This window comes from Anaerobacillus alkalidiazotrophicus (assembly GCF_001866055.1).
The window spans coordinates 82,904-99,505 of the sequence record NZ_MLQS01000023.1; the positions used below are offsets into that span (position 1 = coordinate 82,904).

Sequence of the window (16,602 nt, forward strand, 5' to 3'; positions counted from 1 at the left end):
GTTAAAACTGACACAGTTTTTAACGCCCTTTTTTGTAATATCAATGTGATTAGAGTTGGCTCAAATGACTATTTTTTTAGTGGAAACAAATTATGGTAAGAGAAAAAATGAAGCCCCTACTTGTGTCAATACCCACTATCGTGTGTACGTTGAATACTTTACTATCCTGTAGATAATGCTTCTATGAAGTTAATATTAAGCCATTTTTAATATAAGGATGGTTTAGTGCAAGAAGCGTTGTTAATTATATTAACTCTATCGGACAAAAGAGCCGTTATTTGTGAACAAAAGGGTATTTTAAAAGGGTTAACGGACATCAGGTTCGTTATTTACTTAATTTAGCACCAAATATAGCAGATTTTCATGAAATAACGTACCTCATGTCCGATAGCTCAAATTATTTGATCAAATCTGTAAAATAAAGGTCCCCTGTGCCCGTTAGCAGATTTTTAGTTGCTAATCTAGATCTAATGATGCATACCACCAGCAAAACAATTGCATGGCAATTAAGAGGTTGATGAACTCATCAACCTCTTAATTTCTTTTCAATATTTTCAAGTGCCTCAACAATTAATAATGCTTCTTCCTCTGAAATTGTTCTAAAATCTAAAAGAACTTTGTCAGCCTTTCTTCTTGTAACAACTGCTGGTTTATGTAGACGTAATCGTTCTGACAATTCATTAGCTGTACTTAAATGTGTAGAAATTGCAACCGCTTTTGTAACTATTTCTTCTGTCGGCATAGTCCCTCCACCAATTTGAGACGTTTCATCGGCAATATCACACGAATAAATTGAACATCTACTTTGTAACTCTTCATAAAAAGATTGAACTTTTCTCTCAATCTCTGTAGCACTTGCTAAAATATCTCTTACTGTAGGTACGTCTTTTTGAGCTGTATTGTGTTCATAAGATTTTAAAGTGCCTTCTAGCGCTGCTAACGTCATTTTATCAACACGTAAAACTCTAGCTAATTGGTGCTTTTTTAACTTTTGAATAATTTCTTTTTTTCCAGCAATGATGCCAGCTTGCGGACCACCTAATAGCTTGTCTCCACTAAAGGATACGACATCTACCCCCATGTTCAGTACTTTTGAAACAACAGGCTCATCACCTATTCCATGTTTTTGGAAATCGTAAAGTGCTCCACTTCCTAAATCTTCATAAAAGATTAACCCATCATGTTTCTTTTTTAGATTAGCTAATTCATCCGTTTCAACTGACGCAGTAAATCCAAACGTTTTAAAATTACTCGTATGAACTTTTAGAACCATGGCTGTTTCTTCACTAATTGCCGTTTCATAATCATATAAGTGCGTCTTATTCGTTGTTCCTACTTCAACTAATTTAGCTCCACTCTCCTCCATGATGGAAGACACTCTAAATGAACCGCCAATCTCGACAAGCTGCCCTCTAGACACAATGACTTCCTTATCCTTAGCCAACGCTCGTAATATTAAGTATACTGCCGCAGCATTATTGTTAACGACCATAGCCGCTTCTGCCCCTGTAATTCTTTTAATACATTCGTCAATAATATCGTGTCTAGAACCCCGTTTACCTTCTTCAATATTAAACTCTAAATTAGAATAATTCTTTGCTGTTTCAACAACTTTCTCAATTGCTATTTCACTTAACTTCGCTCTTCCTAAGTTCGTATGTAAAATTGTACCTGTAGCATTAATGACTCGCCTCAAATAAAAAGGTTCATGCTTTTTAATTCTTACTAATAGACGTTTAAATAGTAAGTCAGTAAACAATTGCTTTGTTGGATTACTGGATATTGAGTTTTGTTGATCTAAGATTTCCGATCTTAATTTGTCAATCTCTTTTTGAACTAATTGTGTTAATTCACTCTCAGAAAGGTCATATTGAACGCTGTATTGGAAAAAACGTTCGTCATTTTTTAAAGTATGTATTGCAGGTATTTCACGTAAATAGCCAATCATTTTTTCACTCTCCATTATTAAACACAATGATCATTGTTAATGTGAATTATTATATCTAAATTTTTATAAAAACACTAACAACATAATAATTTCAGTTCAATAATAAGTGTTATCAACGCTTAAATTATTATTTTAACACAATAGTTAAAGTTAGTTTTCCATTCGTGTTTTTCGCGATTAACAACATACCACACACACCTATTTTTTTTCTAAATAAAATCCCGTAATCAACATGAAATAATTACCAATTATATTACTAAAGATAAAAGCCATAATAATATCTAGAAGAGCTTATTAGCTCTTTCTCCCATCAAATGATTGTTTCTGGAATTAGGATTTGCTTTTTTAAATACCTCAAAGAGGTGATAACGCTTGATAAGCTAAAACCTTTTTAAACTGTTCTAATAAAAGGACATGAAATGAGGTGTCACCGAAAAATACAAATCGATAAGGCCCCAGACATAAAGTCATGAGATGGTGTAAAGGTGATCGTTTCCGGTCACCTTTTTTATTATACTCTTGATAACAATTTCTAACTTTCGCTATTTTACTGCTAACCCTTCCCTTTTGTTAATAAAAAAAGATGAGAACTCTAATTTAGCCCTCATCTTTCCATTCATTTATGGGAATTTATTTTATTTTTTCAATAATTTCATCAACTTGTGGAAATTCACCTGTTTCTAGCTTAGAGTACACTTTAATATCGTTAACAGTAACTTCGAAAGCGCCACCAGAACTAGGGACTAAATTTAATTTTGTAATATCAGATCGGAAATGATTAAATAATTCTTCTGCGAGCCCCCGCAGCTTTCGGTGCAAAGTTTCACTGCATACAAAACTGGATTTCAACATGATAAGCCATTAATTAACCCTCATTTCATTAATATTTACTATCATTTTAAGATATTATTTGTCATTAATCAAAAAATACGCTTATACTAATCGGTAGGAGGTGCAAATAACATGGAAAATAACCCAATTAAATTGACAATGATGACTAACAAAGGTGGTTGAGGCTGTAAAATTGGTCCTGAGGACCTGGCACAAGTTTTGTGTCAATTACCCGCACGTGCTTATGACCCTAACGTCCTTGTAGGACATGAAACTTCCGATGATGCTGGCGTATATCAATTAACAGATGAAGTAGCTATTATACAAACTGTTGACTTTTTTACTCCTATTGTTGATGATCCGTATATGTTTGGACAAATTGCGGCGGCTAATTCATTGAGTGATGTGTACGCTATGGGTGGAACTCCAAAAACAGTTTTAAATATTGTTGGCTATCCTATAAAGAAGTTAGGTCCCGATATATTAGCAAAAATATTATGCGGGGCAACTGACAAAGTTCATGAAGCAGGAGCAACAGTTATTGGAGGGCACTCGATCGATGACCAAGAGCCGAAGTTCGGGTTATCCGTTACAGGAGTTATTCATCCCAAAAAAGTTTTAAAGAACGTTGGTGCAAAACCTGGTGATGCACTTGTACTTACAAAACCAATTGGAGTTGGGATCCAAACCACTGCGATAAAAAGAGACAAGCTTAATGAGGAACAATTATCGAAAGTTATGGAAACGATGGCTGCTTTAAATGATAAAGCAAGTGCCGCGCTTGTTACCTTACATCCAAATGCAGTCACAGATATAACAGGGTTTGGCCTACTAGGACACGCCTATGAGATGGCGAAAGGTAGCGATGTTTCCTTTAATATTCATTTCGAGGAAGTGCCAATATTAAACGGTACAAAAGAACTCGCTAAAGAAGGTATTGTTCCTGGTGGATCTAAAGCAAACCACCTTTGGCTAAGTAATGACGTTGAATATGATCCATCTATCCTCGAATATGAACAGTGGATCTTATGTGATGCGATTACGTCTGGAGGTCTTCTTGTTAGTCTCCCTTTAGAGGAATCTCATAGCTATGTAGAAGAATTACATAAACTTGGGGTTAAAGAAGCGAAAATCATAGGGAGAGTGAAAGAAAAACAAGAAAAATCCTTGTATGTTACTCGTTAATTTATAAAAGGTGCGGCTCTATGTAAATATCTATAATAAATAAGAGAGCCTTTTACCTAGCTCCTATGGTAAGGGGGGGAAATAGGATGAATTTAAAACGGATTAAAACCTTTATGATGGTGTTAGATCATAAAAATTTCTCTACGGTTGCGAATATATTAAATATAAGTCAGCCCGCGGTTAGTAAACAAATCAAAACACTAGAAGTAGAACTAGGAATTACTTTATTAGACCGAGAAACGTTAGAACCTACTGAAGCTGGTCGATTAGTTTATCAACAAGGTAGGCATTTTCTTTATGATTGGGAAGTGCTTGTTGAAGAATGTCGGAGACTTCAGGGTGAGTTAACTGGAGTCATCAAAATTGGTGCAAGCACTGTACCAGGGACTTATATCATCCCTCAACTTTTGCGGAAATTTTTAGACAAACATCCAAACGTTGATATTCAATTATCTATCCATGAATCTGATGAGATTAAAGACTTAATAAGAGAAGGTTCTATTGACATTGGGTTCGTAGGAAGTGAGCCAATAGGGGAAGAAATCATTAGTCATATTGTTAAGAGTGATCATTTTATTTTAATTGGTCCAAACGCTAGTGAAAAAATCACTAATTTAAATACATTAAAGAATTTGCCGTTTATTTTCCGTACTGAAAAATCTGGAACTTGGCAAGGTGTTGTTAAAAGTCTAGCATCAATGGGGATATCAACCAACGAGTTACAGTGTATAGCTAGAGTGAAATCTACAGAAGCAGTCATTAGTATGGTTGAGGCAAATCTTGGCTATTCCGTTGTTTCTAGCATTGCTGCTACAAAAGCGGTGGAACAAGGACGGGTAAAACTGATCCAGCAATTGCCTTTTAAACGAAACTTCTACTTAACATATGTACAAACAAAAAAAATACACCCAGCCATCGTTTCACTTGTTTCAATATGCTCAGAAGAAACGATTGGTAAATAATAACACTTTTGAACGTTCACTTTATAAAACTAGTAAAAAATCGGCCAGTTAACACTGACCGATTTTTTCTTTACGATATTGTGATGAATTGGAACGAATGGTTAGAAAGAAACTAAAACTAATTAAGAACTTCATTATACAAATGTAAGTAGCTAGTTATCTCATTTTTGAGATTATGTTCTTTCATCACATATTCGCTTGCATTTTCCGTTACATATTGGCAGAGTTCGTCATATAGGGCAAGTTCTCTTATTTGATTATAAAATTGCTGTAAGTTTTCAAATAAGAAACCAGTTCTACCATGATCGATAATACTTTTATTTCCACCATTATTTCTGGCTACGACAGGTTTCTTTAAAAACATAGCTTCAAGTAATGCCGAAGATTGCCCCTCTGAAAATGAGGAATTGATAATGACATCACTTTGCTCATAAATTAATGACATTTCTTCAAATGGTACATCCTCATAATAGGAAACCCAAGGGTGTGTTTTTGTTACATCACTAACCGCTTTTAAAATAGAATGATCGATCGCTGAACCTACGATCGTAAACGTTAGTTTTGGAAAACTTTGTTTTAATTCAATAAGAGCTGGCAAAACATATAAAACATCTTTTACAACTCTTAACCCTGCTGGAAGTACGATATTAAAACCATCCTCACTAAGATAAACCGTTTTCTTAGGTCTAGTTCCACTTATTTCTGGCAACCAAACGCTTTGCTTTATCACGTGTACTTTACTTTCTAAATTCTTATATACACTAAGTAACTTTTGCTTCGAATCATGACTAAAAACAGTGATCGCAGCTGCATTTCTTAATACTTTTCCTATTTTTTCTTTATATTCTTCTTTAAATATATCGATATTAACATCGGTACCACCAGAGGTAATAACATAGGGTGTTTGTAAATAAAATTGATTTTTTTCTTGCCAGTCACTAAACCTACGAAAATGTAGAATATGAAGCAATGGATTTCGTTCTATCGTATCTACTATATCAATAGAAATAGATTGTTCATCATAAGCGACAACATCTGTATGAACTTGATTTTCACATAAACCAGTAACGATCCTTCTAGCTGTTGTAGCATTCCCACGCCCTTCTTTAAAATAAGGTGTTAGAAATGCGATGTTTTTAATTGATTGCTGTTTGACCTGCATTATTTTTGGTTCATCCACTTTTCGTACTCCGCTTTTTGCCATTGTCTTTTCGTTTCATTTCGTACAGTTAGCTTTAATGTATCTAATAATTCCATAAATGGTACTAAATATTTTCGCGAAAGCTTTAAAACTTCTTTTGCATCTTGAAGTTCAAATTCATCTTTTGTATTTTTTCGTAATTTTGTTATAGCTGAAATTAATTGGGTAGATGAAACCATATGTTTTTCATCTAATGCAAATGCTTGTTTTGTTCGAATTAAGTAATGACGTAAATCTTCTTGTAATTGTGATGGAAGTTGCGACCTACTGACGATATGATCCCATCCTTCAACTTGAATTCCGTTCGCATCTATTTCTTTAACTACTTGTTCCATTCTTTTTGTCCATTTTTTTGGAAAGTGTGGGTCGAAACTTCCAAGAGCTATAAACTGTCCTCGTTTTATTATCTTTCCTTCTTTCTGAGCTAAAGAGAGACTAAATTCTAGTAACTTCATTGGATAATTTTGTTTCAGTGAATGAAAGACTTCGGCCTTACTTTTTCCTTCACGTAATGAAAACTCTTCATGAAACTCTTCTAAGTCACCCTTTATTAAGTCAACAATTTCTTCATAAACAGCTGACAAAACATATTCACTTTGGTCTGTCTGAATGATCTCTTGGTTAGCTATCAATTCATTTAAAGACGCCATAACCATATCTTCTTGCAAGTCTACATGTTTTTGCAACTGTGGTAACGTTAAGAACTTTTCCGTTTTTAAGGCATCTATGACTCTTTCAGTTGGTGTACCTTCTCGCTTTCTTTCTAATAATTCAATCGTACTTTCACCGAATTTATATTTCTGGCCATTTGGGTCGATGACTAGACCACCACCTATAGTTTCGACAGGAGTAGGCCTACGTAATATAAAACGATCACCACGCCTTGTTACAATCGGCTCATCTAAGCGTAATTGACAAAGAATAGTATCTTCATCTTTACCATCTAATTGGTTTCGATCAAAGAAAACAATCTTCCCATACACTTCTGCTGTACCTAAATGAAGTTTAATATAACCTCGTTGTTTCAGTGGATAATTTAACCCCTTTAATGTTTGTAATGAGACATCAATAGTAGAGGTTGTCGCGTATTGTTGGGTTGAAACCAATACATCACCACGTTTCACTTCCTCTTTAGCAATACCTCCAAGGTTAATTGCCGTTCGTTGCCCAGCAAACCCTCGCTCTTTTTTTTGGTGATGAACTTGTAGTTGCCTTGCTCTTACCTTTACTTTCTGTGGTAATACCTCTAAAATGTCACCTTCTTGAATAGAACCTTCATAAATGGTTCCCCTTACGACTGTACCTTGACCATGTACAGTAAAGACTTGATCAATCGGCAAGCGAAACGCTCCCTTTGCATCACGACTAGGAACCTCACTTAACATTCCTTCAATCATATCCTTTAAATCATCAATTCCTTTACCAGATAAACTGTCCACAAAAGCAAATGGAGCTCCTTCCAAAAACGTCCCTTCTATTTCTTGAGCGATATCTTCTCGGGCAAGTTCCAACAGTTCTTCATCAACACGATCAACTTTTGTCACAACGACAATCCCTCGCTGAATCCCGAGAAGTGATAAGATATCTAGGTGCTCTTTTGTTTGGGGCATAACACCTTCATCTGCACTTACGATAAGCATGACTAAATCAATTCCAGCGACACCCGCAATCATTTGTCTGATGAAACGTTCATGACCTGGTACATCTATAACTGATACTTGTATATCACTTTTAAATTTTAATGGAGCAAAACCGAGTTCGATTGAAATACTTCTTTCTTTTTCTTCTTTCAATCGATCGGTATCAATATTTGTTAACGCTTTAGTTAACGTTGTTTTTCCATGATCTATATGTCCTGCCATTCCAATTGTATAAAAACGATCTCCCATGAAATAATTACCAACCTTTCAATTGCTTTTTATGTATATTCGGTTGTCTACCTTTGTACATTTATACTTTACTCTTAAAAACATAGGTGTTGCAAGGGAAATGGCAGAGATAAATGATTAACTAACCTATTAATGAACGCAGTTGAGATGAAAACGAATGCCATAAGGAGACACATTCTAAGTTCAAATTTTTATCTATTATTGAACAACAATAACGTCATTGATCATTCGTTTTCTTTCTCACCCATATTAATTTTCACAATCAATTGACGAATGCGCTTCCCATCCATCATGTGAACGATAATGGTTAAGTGATGGTAAAGGATTTCTTCACCAATTGTTGGGATTTTCTCGAATCTTTCAACAACCCAACCACCAAGGGAGTGATATGAACTATCTGGTATAGGAACATTCATCATTTGACTAAACTCAGTTAGTGAAAAATCAGCAGAAAATTGATAGGTCTTTTCATCAATTTGTTTCATTATACTTATCTTTTCATCATGCTCGTCCCAAATTTCACCAACAATTTCTTCGAGAACATCTTCCATAGTAATCAGACCTTCTGTACCACCAAACTCATCAATGACAATAGCCATGTGCGTTTTACTTTTTTGTAATTCTGGAAGTAATGATGAAATTTTTAATGATTCGACAACAAACATTGGTTTTCGTAATAAATCCTTTACTTCAAATGTTTTATGTTGTACAAGATGTGATAAAAATTCACGCTCCGATAAGATACCGATAATATTATCGATATGATCTTCATACACAGGGACTCGAGAAAAACGTTCCTCTAAAAACATCGCTAATATTTCGTCATGACTCACGGATACTTCTACTGCAATCATATCAATTCGGGGTGTTAAAATTTCTCCAACAACGATCTCATCAAAATCTAAAGCACTATGAACAAGTTCCTTTTCTTTTTTATCAATAACGCCTTCCTCTTCACTAATATCAATCATCACCTTTAATTCTTCTTCAGTAACTAAAGGAATTTGTTCTTTCGAAATAATAATTTTGGATATCGCACTTTTTAAAGAGATAAAAACCATTGTGATAGGTGCTAATATATTCATTAAAATAGATAGAATGCCCGATATTTTTAACGCAAAAGCTTCAGCGTTCTCTTTTGCATATGACTTTGGTAAGATTTCCCCAAAAATTAACACTAACGTTGTCATCACTACCGTATTAACGATCATACCTGTCCCTGCGCCAAAAAGATCTGTCGCAAGCTTAGCTGAAATTGTCGCTGCACCAATATTAACGACATTATTTCCAACTAAGATTGTTGACAATCCTTTATCAAAATTCTCGGAAATCATTAACGCATTCTTACTGCCTTTACGATTTTCATCCGCATAATTTTTCAATCGAATTTTATTTACACTTGAAAAGGCCGTTTCAGCCGAAGAAAAAAAAGCAGATAAAACTAATAGTAAAATTAATAATGCCATAATAAAAAAAGGAAAAGTTTCCAAAACAGTCACCATCCTATAAACTACAACTTCAGGTTTGCTTAAGATTAACTTTCCCAATAACAGCGTAATCATTAATTTTTTAACTTCCACAATATAACTTTTGTTTACCTAAGATTATAGTTACAAAAAGAAAGAAACACTTTAGCGTAGTGCCTTTTCATTCCTGTAAGCTCCCCAACTCAGATAAGGTTAAATGCGCCACAACTTCATAACCTCTTCCTTGACCATGTGGTCTTATCACAACAGTTCCCATATTAGGGATTTGACCTAGCCCAATTCCACTTGGAAAACTATGCGCAATAATGACTTTGTTACTGCCTTGTGGTGGTTGAATTTCTAAAAATGTATTAAGATCATATAATATCCATGACTGTTCTATTACACTTAACCTACCACTCAGTTTATAAATCTCAATCCAAAAAGGATCGACCTGAACATTATCTCTACCAAAAGCCAATTCAGCCGTTTCTATTGTTCTACAGAAGGGACTAGCAAGAACTGGATACGCAGTAGGAATTTCAAAATTCCGAAGAGTTCTACCGTATGTTTCTGCCTGTCTTCTTCCTACGGCTGAAAGATTTCTTTGCGTAGCACAATTCTCGAAACTAAGATTAGGATCGTCCATACCAACAGTTGCTTCAGCATGCCTTGCATACAGAATATACCCACCTTCTTGTAGTGAAGTTAATAATTGACTATTTACATTTGAATAAGGGCGTAAATAAGGTACAAACAAAGGTTGCCCGACACTCACTTCAGGTATAGCCATATAATTCATCTGCATTAATTGTTGTACAGATAGATGAAACTTTTCCGCTACTGTTTGGATCGTATCACCTGGTTGAACATAATATATATTCATTTTCAAATGATCACCCCTTATATATTCAATAATGTATATATACTCAAACGCTGGTAAGTGGGTGATTGTTTATAGGGAGGGTATCATTAACTAACTTAATCAAACTGATTTGAACTTAAGAGTCATAGCCCCCACCTCTAAGCGTAGCGTAGGTGGGAACTCCCATTCAGGTGGAGTTGAGACTCCATCTGAATGGAAGTTCTAGCGAAACTAAAACGAGTTCTCTTAATCTTCTGATAAATCAATGAGTTAGGAATATAATTCGTTTAACGAAAAAAACTTCTGAACTACTTGCTTTTATTTCATTTTTGCAATATAATTGATACTCATGGAAATAGATACCCAAAAAGAAATTATAATTGGACATGCTTCAACGCTATTCTAACTATTCATGGGGCTGGTTGTGTAACTGGTGTTTGCCGAGGTCTTCAAAACCTTATGGGAGGCGCGTGCCGTCTCCGGTGGGTTCGATTCCCACACAGTCCCGCCAATGCTTACATATCAAGGGTTTGGACCATGTCCAAACCCTTTTATATTTGATAATGCGAAGTTGAAAAATCACAAGTGGTGCCGAAATGGTGCCATTTGTGATTTTTTTCAATTAAAATGCCGTATCAAAGATTGACGCTGCTCCGTCTTGAAGAGAAGGTAATACATGGCTATACGTATCAAGAGTGATACTGATCTTACTATGACCTAATCGTTCACTAACAACTTTAGGATGAACATTCTTTTGAAGTAGGATTGTCGCATGTGAATGACGTAAATCGTGAAAACGACTTTTAGGGAGGTCTGCATTTTTGAGAACCTTTTTATAGGCTCTACCTAAATCACGGACATCAAAGTAATTTCCTTTTGAATTTACAAAAACTAAGTTGTTTTCATTAAATGAAGGACCTAATAGTTTCTTTTGGTTTTCTCGCTTCCCTTTAAGTTCATGAAGAAAATCAAATAGTTTTTGCCCCATAATCACTGCCCGTTCTTTTCCGTTTTTTGTTGTATTCTTAACGACTACTCCTACGCCCTTTACATCGTAAGCTGTTTTCCTAAAATATAGTTTACGATTGATAAAATCCACGTCACCCCAAGTTAGCGCCCTTAATTCTCCAACGCGAGCACCCGTGTGCACAGCAGTAAAAATAATTGGATAGTATAAATCACTACCCTCTGCACTTTTTAGTAATAGGTCAAGTTGCTCAGAAATATAGGTGGTGATTTCCACTTTTTCTGGTTTTGGAGGCTTTGCCTTTAGAGCTACATTTTGTCAATGAACTCCCAGTCAACGGCATCATTTAGGGCTTTGCATAACACACGATGGTGATGCTTGACACTCTGAGCAGACAATCCATCATCTTCTTTAGTACATTCTCCAGGCGGTCGTAGCTTCTTTAAATAATAATTTTGGATATCCCTGACCGTTATCTGTTCCAGCGATATCTTTCCTAAGGCTGGAAGTAAGTGAACACGAATAATCCGTTCATACCCTTTGTACGTGTTATGGGTAGTATTTGAAACAACATACATTTTAAGCCAATAATTCAAATAGTCACCAAGCAACATGGATCGTTCCTCCGTTTCACTATTTGTGATAGCTTCTTTTTCAAGTTTAGCAATAGCTAGTGTCATTGCATGTTTAGCTTCTGTTTTTGTTTTAAAACCTCGTTTTATTTTTCTTTTTCTCTTTCCGGCAAGGTCAACTCCTGCCTCAATACTATACATCCACATTTTCGTTTGTTTATCTTGCCTAATATGTCCAGCGATATAAATACACTCCTTATAGCTAGACACCAAACTTTGCACCATTTACCATTATGTATAAACTTTACATGCTTTATAACACATAAATATTTAGGAATCAGGAAAGTTTTTGTCAGCTAGTCAATATTTTCATTTGTTCCTTCAAACCATTGTTGAAAAGATTTCTTTGAAATTAAAATCCTATTACCAATACGTACTTTATGAAATTTATTAGTATGTGCTAATTCATAGGCTTGTCCTCTACCAATGCCTAGGAAATTTTCCAGATCTTTGACAGTTAATACATCAGGATATTCTGATAACTTCCTCACATTTTCCCCTCTATCCAAAACAGCTTATTTTTGTTATTACTTGTTTTGTTGTTTTCTAATTCTTTTATCCATTTTTCAATCCACTCCAGCGCTCTTTTCCTACCTTTTTCATTTAATTTGTTATTATTATTTTTCAAAAAAAACCTCCTACTACGGAAAATGTAGTAGAAGGTTCACCTCTTTATGAAATTGTTATATAGGTATCTAACTTTTTAGATAAACTAATTTACAGTTGTCTCTCTTTAATAATTCACTTCTGTACTCTTTTATTGCTCCCTTACTATACTCATTTGAGTCATACAACCCAAGGAAACATATTTTTCTATGATTATTCCTTAAAGTTCCTATTAGATCCTGATCAATAACATATATTAATTCTTCCTTTAATCCATTGAATACACTTAATAAATTAACTGGATCTACCTCAACATTCGGTCCATAAAATATCTCTAATTTCATTAACTTTGCATAAAGATATTTTCTAATTGTCAAGCGATTTTATGAAATCTTGTTTCAAGGTACAAAAAAACCCCTTATAATTAGGTTTGATAGTTCTGTCCAAATCCCAAAATATAAGGAGTCACCCATGGACAAGAATACCATAAAATCTACAATTAATGAACTACTAAAAGCTATTGATGAACAAACTTTTTCCAAACTAATTAATGTCATTGATCTTGATAAATACGTGAAGAAACTAACCGCTTATAAGTTTCTTCAGTTATTGATCACTGCACAGTTGAACGAGACAAAGAGCTTAACCCGGTTATCGAAAAAGCTTAAGGACGAAGAAGAGTTCCAAACACACCTGAGTTTTGACGCGATTAGTACGTCGCAGCTTTCTAGGAAACTAGGAAGTTTATCGCCCAAAATATACGAAAAGATTTTTCACCATCTCGTCCTTAAGATTCAGGCTAAAATGAAGAATACACCAATCGTTCGAGATATTGGCCGTTTGCACGTCATTGATTCGACAACGATGAGTATGAGCCTAAGTCAATATCCTTGGGCTACTTTTCGAAAAACGAAAGCGGGAGTTCGCCTTCACCTTCGTGTCGTTGTAACTAAAGATGTCACTGCTCCGGATAAAGCGATTTTGTTACCAGCGACGCATGCTGACCGAACGCAAATGAATGAGCTCATTGACATTGATCCAAATGCTCTTTATTTATTTGACCGTGGTTATGTCGACTATAAGCAATTTGATCAACTGTGCCATGAAAATGTTCGTTTTATTACTCGTTTAAAGAAAAACGCTGAAATCGAGGTACTTTCCGAACAAATGCCTGATCAAGAAAACCTTATTTTTAAAGATCAGGAAGTGTTTCTAGGAAACGTGCAAACTGGAACGAAAATGACACACTCGATACGACTGATTGAAACACTGGACGGCGAAGGAAATCTCGTCAAGATCGTTACTAGCTGCTTTGATCTTTCAGCCAAAGAGATTGGAGACCTCTACCGTTACCGCTGGAAAATCGAAACGTTTTTCAAATGGATGAAACAACATTTAAAGATCAAATCTTTTTACGGTCAAAGTTCAAATGCCGTCTACAATCAAATATGGATCGTGAGTTACTCCAAAATGGCCCGATATATAAAGAACGAGCACAATTCTTGCTACAGAATTGCGCCCTTTTCTGGAATAACGTGTTTAGGGGGGGCATTTAGTTACATTCGAGCCACATAAATTTTAACATCTTTTTCTACTCAATCAGATTACCAAAAACCAACAGTTTTTGGTAATTATCGTTAGTTAAATAACTGTTAATTTCCATATACAGTAAACTACTTTGCGGTTCATAGCAGCTACCCTGTCACTTAGCCTGTGAAGTAATTTTCAATCTCTTTTTTATTAGTTACAACTAATATCTTGTCATCATACTTCCCAAATTCATTATAAAATTTTGGTTTACCAACCTCTTCAAAATGTCTATTCCATTTAAACATCTTGAAAAATATTTTTAGTGTTGGTTTATAATTTGATTTTTCTAATCCAAGTTTTTGTAAAAGAAACCTCCTTATAATTCGGTAGGTTCTAACTGAGTAATTTGTATCTAAAAAAATTATCAATTCTGCATTTCGAAAACTATTAGTAACCCATTCTTCATTATGAATTCCTTCTATAATCCAAGTATTAGAACTAATCAGGGTATTCAAAAATTCTTCTCTTTCTTTTTCGGTTCGTCTTATATCTTCAAGCTCTTTATGTCTTTTCCAAACAACATTATCTAATTCATAAAATGGAACATTTAGCTTAGAAGATAATTCTCTTGCTAATGTTGTCTTTCCACTTCCAACTGAACCTATAATATGTATTTTATTAGGAATATTCTTTTTCAAATAGATCACCACTTATCTACAAAATAACTGTTTCCCCTTTATTCTATTTGGTTATCGAAATATCCTTTTCTTATTAAGCTATTCTGCTGTTTTAATGATTTAAGACCAACAAAAATGGACTGCTGAACAGTCCATTTTTGTTCAATTCTCGCGCCCGATCGTGGAAGATCATTGTAAGGTCTTATTGAACAAAAGCTCCCTTTAATAAATAGTTTAATTAAAATGAAACAGATAACTCCCTCTTTAAATGATTTTCTCCAAGAAATAATTATTCCGAAAATAAGTATAATTGGATAAAGTACAGATAATATCAATGTCAAAATTAATGCTATATCAAATAAAAACATACATATTCCTCCTAACAATCTTCGAATTATTATCGAACTCTGTTTACATGATATTTCAAAATAAAACCTGCAGATTTTGAAGAAACCATTTTCATGGTAGATAAAGATTATTTACTTGTTTTCATCAATCTGCCGACTTACTTTTGAAAGTAGTCTAATAACTTCTGCTATCCCTAATAAAAGAAAACCACCAAATAAACTACCTATACTCACTAATAAGTTCAAGCCATCACTCATATCGAACTCTCTTTGAACAAATATACCAAATATCACCGCACCAATAGCTGGAATATATAGAAATAGTGCAACTGCATTCAAATTTTTCAAAATATCACCCCTAACCGATTTCAAATCGTTGTTGTACTCTTCTGCCATTTACTTCAAAAACTGTAAGAACTGCCGCAATGACAGTTCCCCAACTTTTGTACTTTAGTTCAACTTCATTATTTGTTTTTATTTATATCTTCAAGAAGCTCTATAATTCTTTTATTTTGATTTGATTGCTCTTTTAGTAATCCTACAATTGTACCCACACCAATAACGATAAGTAGTAATAATATCCACACATAAACTCCCCCAATCATACCTTTAATACATTATTTCTACCAAAAATATTCATGTTCCTTCTTCAAGTATTCTGCCTCGTTGAATAAGAAAAAAGCTTCACTCTTTATTCAAGTAAAGCACCCGTTACTTTAAGTGCAACATTTCACAATCTTTAATTAGGAATTAGCGACCAGCAAATTGTTTTCCAAATATTTTCTCAAGTTGATTTAAAATCACCTTTTTCTTTCCCACATATTGAACGATAATATTCCCTTTTTTGAAATAGTGTGGGTCTGATACATAACTTATCGAAGCATTTCCAATATTTCCATCTTCACGTATCATAGCAGCTTCTTTTTCCATTTCTTTATTTGTTGGGTACTCAAATATCAAGAAAAAATCTTCGTTAACCTTTATTGCTTTGGGTACAACAGAAAAGAATTGGTCTTTTTCTTCAATGTCCAAAATAGTGAAATCTACTCCTGATTTTTCAAGTTCACTTGTGAGCTTAGAAAAATTAAAAGTACCAGAACCACTTGAGCATCCAAGCAATATAAAAATCAAGAAAAACATTGTTATTGTTAACCTCATAAAACTCACCTTTTTTACTACTTAGTATTACCAAAAGCAAAAGATTATTCTATTAAGGCTTGTTGCACTATTCTGCTCGTTAATCAAAAAGCGTTCCTACTGCTGTTGCAGAAGTCGAGTAGAAGAGAACCTCTCTACCTCTCGGTAGATTGCATTCTCTCCCCTCACAGAACCGTGCTTGCGCTATTAACGCACACGGCTCCTCCTAGTTACCATTTACAGAATATAGCTAATCTCTTTTCTTAAGTCATAAATATTAACCTTAACTCTGGCGTAAGGTAATGGATATCTAGTAAGAAAGAGCCTGAATTTATCCCAGGTAAATGACTTCCTTTGAC

At 34.5% G+C, this 16,602-nt stretch carries 17 protein-coding genes, 1 tRNA gene and 1 pseudogene; 4 read left to right on the forward strand and 15 right to left on the reverse strand.

Features of this window, described 5'->3' with window-relative positions; genetic code table 11:
• Positions 1-526: 526 nt before the first annotated feature.
• Positions 527-1,948 (reverse strand): L-seryl-tRNA(Sec) selenium transferase, encoded by a 1,422-nt coding sequence (gene selA, locus BKP45_RS14840; RefSeq protein ID WP_071390475.1) that lies wholly within the window; start codon positions 1,946-1,948, stop codon positions 527-529.
• A 630-nt stretch (positions 1,949-2,578) separates the two neighbouring features.
• Positions 2,579-2,810: pseudogene (locus tag BKP45_RS14845) on the reverse strand (Rdx family protein).
• 101 nt (positions 2,811-2,911) lie between these two features.
• On the opposite strand from BKP45_RS14845, the gene selD reads away from it, so the two are divergent.
• Both selD and BKP45_RS14855 read left to right on the forward strand, forming a co-directional pair.
• The gene (selD, locus tag BKP45_RS14850; protein WP_084787998.1) at positions 2,912-3,964 is read left to right on the forward strand and encodes a selenide, water dikinase SelD; all 1,053 of its coding nucleotides are present in this window, start codon (positions 2,912-2,914) and stop codon (positions 3,962-3,964) included.
• A gap of 86 nt (positions 3,965-4,050) precedes the next feature.
• Entirely contained in the window at positions 4,051-4,926 is an 876-nt protein-coding gene (locus BKP45_RS14855; protein WP_071390478.1) for a selenium metabolism-associated LysR family transcriptional regulator, read from the forward strand.
• A gap of 118 nt (positions 4,927-5,044) precedes the next feature.
• Here BKP45_RS14855 and BKP45_RS14860 read toward each other — a convergent pair whose 3' ends face one another.
• The 4 genes from BKP45_RS14860 to BKP45_RS14875 form a co-directional block, all read right to left on the reverse strand.
• Positions 5,045-6,106 carry a glycosyltransferase gene (locus BKP45_RS14860; RefSeq protein ID WP_071390479.1) on the reverse strand — a complete coding sequence of 354 codons (1,062 nt, stop codon included), beginning with the start codon at positions 6,104-6,106 and terminating at the stop codon, positions 5,045-5,047.
• Positions 6,088-8,016: a selenocysteine-specific translation elongation factor gene (gene selB / locus BKP45_RS14865; RefSeq protein ID WP_071390480.1), complete on the reverse strand. Its 1,929-nt coding sequence runs from the start codon at positions 8,014-8,016 to the stop codon at positions 6,088-6,090. The genes BKP45_RS14860 and selB overlap by 19 nt, the downstream gene beginning before the upstream one ends.
• A gap of 224 nt (positions 8,017-8,240) precedes the next feature.
• The gene (locus BKP45_RS14870) at positions 8,241-9,506 is read right to left on the reverse strand and encodes a hemolysin family protein (RefSeq protein WP_456061772.1); all 1,266 of its coding nucleotides are present in this window, start codon (positions 9,504-9,506) and stop codon (positions 8,241-8,243) included.
• Positions 9,507-9,663: 157 nt separating this feature from the next.
• Positions 9,664-10,368: a LysM peptidoglycan-binding domain-containing protein gene (locus tag BKP45_RS14875; protein WP_322788166.1), complete on the reverse strand. Its 705-nt coding sequence runs from the start codon at positions 10,366-10,368 to the stop codon at positions 9,664-9,666.
• Positions 10,369-10,761: 393 nt separating this feature from the next.
• On the opposite strand from BKP45_RS14875, the gene BKP45_RS22645 reads away from it, so the two are divergent.
• Positions 10,762-10,858 (forward strand) — tRNA-Sec (locus BKP45_RS22645).
• Between the two features lie 111 nt (positions 10,859-10,969).
• On the opposite strand, the gene BKP45_RS14880 is transcribed toward BKP45_RS22645, so the two are convergent.
• The 4 genes from BKP45_RS14880 to BKP45_RS22650 form a co-directional block, all read right to left on the reverse strand.
• Complete coding sequence (locus tag BKP45_RS14880; protein WP_071390481.1) at positions 10,970-11,590, reverse strand: site-specific integrase; 621 nt, start codon at positions 11,588-11,590, stop codon at positions 10,970-10,972.
• A 32-nt stretch (positions 11,591-11,622) separates the two neighbouring features.
• Positions 11,623-12,156 carry a tyrosine-type recombinase/integrase gene (locus BKP45_RS14885; RefSeq protein WP_071390482.1) on the reverse strand — a complete coding sequence of 178 codons (534 nt, stop codon included), beginning with the start codon at positions 12,154-12,156 and terminating at the stop codon, positions 11,623-11,625.
• Between the two features lie 86 nt (positions 12,157-12,242).
• Positions 12,243-12,437: a helix-turn-helix domain-containing protein gene (locus tag BKP45_RS14890; protein ID WP_071390483.1), complete on the reverse strand. Its 195-nt coding sequence runs from the start codon at positions 12,435-12,437 to the stop codon at positions 12,243-12,245.
• On the reverse strand, positions 12,434-12,574 hold the full coding sequence (locus tag BKP45_RS22650; RefSeq protein ID WP_169824136.1) for a hypothetical protein: 141 nt from the start codon (positions 12,572-12,574) through the stop codon (positions 12,434-12,436). The genes BKP45_RS14890 and BKP45_RS22650 overlap by 4 nt, the downstream gene beginning before the upstream one ends.
• A gap of 449 nt (positions 12,575-13,023) precedes the next feature.
• Between BKP45_RS22650 and BKP45_RS14900 the strand changes: the two genes are divergently transcribed.
• On the forward strand, positions 13,024-14,127 hold the full coding sequence (locus tag BKP45_RS14900) for an IS4 family transposase (RefSeq protein ID WP_245747518.1): 1,104 nt from the start codon (positions 13,024-13,026) through the stop codon (positions 14,125-14,127).
• 131 nt (positions 14,128-14,258) lie between these two features.
• Here BKP45_RS14900 and BKP45_RS14905 read toward each other — a convergent pair whose 3' ends face one another.
• The 5 genes from BKP45_RS14905 to BKP45_RS14920 all read right to left on the reverse strand — a co-directional run bounded on the left by BKP45_RS14905 (position 14,259) and on the right by BKP45_RS14920 (position 16,264).
• The gene (locus BKP45_RS14905) at positions 14,259-14,780 is read right to left on the reverse strand and encodes an AAA family ATPase (RefSeq protein ID WP_071390485.1); all 522 of its coding nucleotides are present in this window, start codon (positions 14,778-14,780) and stop codon (positions 14,259-14,261) included.
• A 38-nt stretch (positions 14,781-14,818) separates the two neighbouring features.
• Positions 14,819-15,127 (reverse strand): hypothetical protein, encoded by a 309-nt coding sequence (locus BKP45_RS14910; protein WP_071390486.1) that lies wholly within the window; start codon positions 15,125-15,127, stop codon positions 14,819-14,821.
• 111 nt (positions 15,128-15,238) lie between these two features.
• Complete coding sequence (locus BKP45_RS14915) at positions 15,239-15,454, reverse strand: hypothetical protein (protein WP_071390487.1); 216 nt, start codon at positions 15,452-15,454, stop codon at positions 15,239-15,241.
• Positions 15,455-15,570: 116 nt separating this feature from the next.
• Positions 15,571-15,693, reverse strand: coding sequence for a hypothetical protein (locus BKP45_RS23370; RefSeq protein ID WP_281243180.1), 123 nt, complete (start codon positions 15,691-15,693; stop codon positions 15,571-15,573).
• Between the two features lie 163 nt (positions 15,694-15,856).
• The gene (locus BKP45_RS14920) at positions 15,857-16,264 is read right to left on the reverse strand and encodes a hypothetical protein (RefSeq protein ID WP_071390488.1); all 408 of its coding nucleotides are present in this window, start codon (positions 16,262-16,264) and stop codon (positions 15,857-15,859) included.
• Positions 16,265-16,602 lie beyond the last annotated feature (338 nt).